This window comes from Sphingomonas sp. CCH5-D11, from assembly GCF_001557395.1.
Classification (GTDB): domain Bacteria; phylum Pseudomonadota; class Alphaproteobacteria; order Sphingomonadales; family Sphingomonadaceae; genus Sphingomonas.
The window spans coordinates 1-2,210 of sequence record NZ_LSKH01000005.1 but is presented as its reverse complement, the minus strand read 5'-3'; the positions used below and the strand labels follow the sequence as shown (position 1 = coordinate 2,210).

General features: G+C 68.4%; 1 protein-coding gene. It reads right to left on the bottom strand.

The window, feature by feature from the left end:
- Positions 1–41: 41 nt before the first annotated feature.
- On the bottom strand, positions 42–2,210 hold a 2,169-nt coding region (gene infB / locus AX702_RS00220), incomplete at its 5' end, for a translation initiation factor IF-2 (protein WP_066774854.1).

Genomic DNA, 2,210 nt, shown 5'->3' with positions numbered 1-2,210 from the left:
CCCCTACCCTCTCCCCGCAAGCGGGGAGAGGGAGATTGTTGTTACAACGTGCGTTCGCGCAGCTCGACCTCGAACGTCTCGAGGAAGTCGCCCGAGCGGATGTCGGTGAAGTTCTGCGTGAAGGTCACGCCGCACTCCAGACCCGCGCGGACCTCGGCCACGTCGTCCTTGAAGCGACGCAGCGAGGCGATCTCGCCATTGTAGATGATGACGTCGTTGCGCGTGATGCGCGCCTTGAGCGCCTTGCGGATCGCACCCTCGACCACCAGCAGACCGGCGGCCTTGCCGTGCTTGCCGGCCGAGAAGACCTCGCGGATTTCCGCACGGCCAACCACCGTCTCGAACGCTTCCGGCCCAAGCTCGCCCGCCATGCCGGCGCGGATCTCGTCGATCAGGTCATAGATGACGTCATAATATTTCAACGCCACCTGGTGCCGATCGGCGATCTCGCGCGCCTTCGCATTGGCACGCACGTGGAAGCCGATGATCGGCGCCCCGCTTGCTGCTGCCGCATTGACGTCGCTCTCGGTGATGCCGCCCACGGCCGAGTGCAGGATGCGCACGCGGATGTCATCGGTCGACAGCTTGTTGAGCGACGCGACAATCGCCTCCACGGTGCCCTGCGTATCGGCCTTGACCACCAGCGGATATTCGATCGCCTTGTTCGCCGCGAGCGCGGAGAACATGCTCTCGAGGCTCGCCGGCGCCGCGGTGGTGCGCTTCTGCGTCAGCACGCCCTGGCGATATTCCGCCACTTCGCGTGCCCGCGCCTCGCTCTCGACGACCTGGAGCTGGTCGCCCGCCGATGGCGTGCCCGAGATGCCGAGCACCTCGACCGGCATCGACGGATCCGCCTGCTTGAGCTGGCGCCCCTTGTCGTCGACCAGCGCACGTACCTTGCCGCTTTCCGCACCGACGACGAACACGTCGCCGACCTTCAGCGTGCCGCGCGTGACGAGCACCGTCGCGACCGGGCCGCGGCCCTTGTCCAGCTTTGCCTCGATCACGCTGCCCTCGGCATCGCGATCGGGGTTCGCCTTCAGGTCCATCAGCTCGGCCTGCAGCTGGATCTTCTCGATCAGCTCGTCGAGGCCGGTCTTCTTGAGCGCCGACACCTCGACGTCCTGCGTCTCGCCGCCCATCGCCTCGACCTGCACGTCATGCTCGAGCAGGCGCTCGCGCACGCGCTGGGCATTGGCGTCGTGCTTGTCGATCTTGTTGATCGCCACGATCATCGGCTTGCCGGCCGCCTTGGTGTGGTTGATCGCCTCGATCGTCTGCGGCATCAGCCCGTCGTCGGCCGCCACCACCAGCACCACGATGTCCGTGACGTCCGCGCCGCGCGCACGCATGGCGGTGAACGCCTCGTGACCCGGGGTGTCGAGGAAGGTGATCTTCGACTTGTCCTTCAGCGTCACCTGATAGGCGCCGATGTGCTGCGTGATGCCGCCGGCCTCGCCGCGCACCACATCGGTGCCGCGCAGCGCGTCCAGCAGGCTGGTCTTGCCGTGGTCGACGTGACCCATGATCGTCACGACCGGGGGACGCGGCTTCAAATCCGCATCATTGTCCGGCGCCGTATCGAGCGCGAGATCGATGTCGCTGTCGCTGACGCGCACGATATTGTGGCCGAACTCGGTCACCAGCAGCTCTGCGGTGTCCTGATCGATCGTCTGCGTCATGGTGACGGGCATGCCCATCTTGAACAGCGCCTTCACCAGGTCAGCGCCGCGCTCCGCCATGCGGTTCGCCAGCTCTTGGACGGTGATCGCCTCCGGCACCTGAACGTCGCGGATCTGCTTGGCCTGCGGCTCGCGCGGGCCGGTCCAGCCACGCTTTTCCTTCTCGCGGGCACGCTTCAGTGCGGCGAGCGAGCGGGCGCGGGCGCCATCCTCGTTCAGCGCGCGGTTGACCGTCAGCTTGCCGCCGCGGCGCTCGTCGCCCTTGCGATCGCGCTGCTGCGGTCGGGCCGGCTGCGGCGCGTTGCGCGGCGTCGCCTGACCGGACGGCAGGTTGCGCTGCTGCGGGGCGGCGCTGCTGCTCGCGGTGGTCGCGGCGGCTGGTGCCGGTGCGGGCTTCGGCTCGGGCTTGGGCTGCGGCTTGGGGATCTCCGGTCGTGCAACCGGCGAGAAGCGGCGCGGCGCGGGCAGCGACGGATCGCGCGCCAACACGGGCGGGGCCGGGGGCGCAGCCGGTGCGGCGCGCCGCTT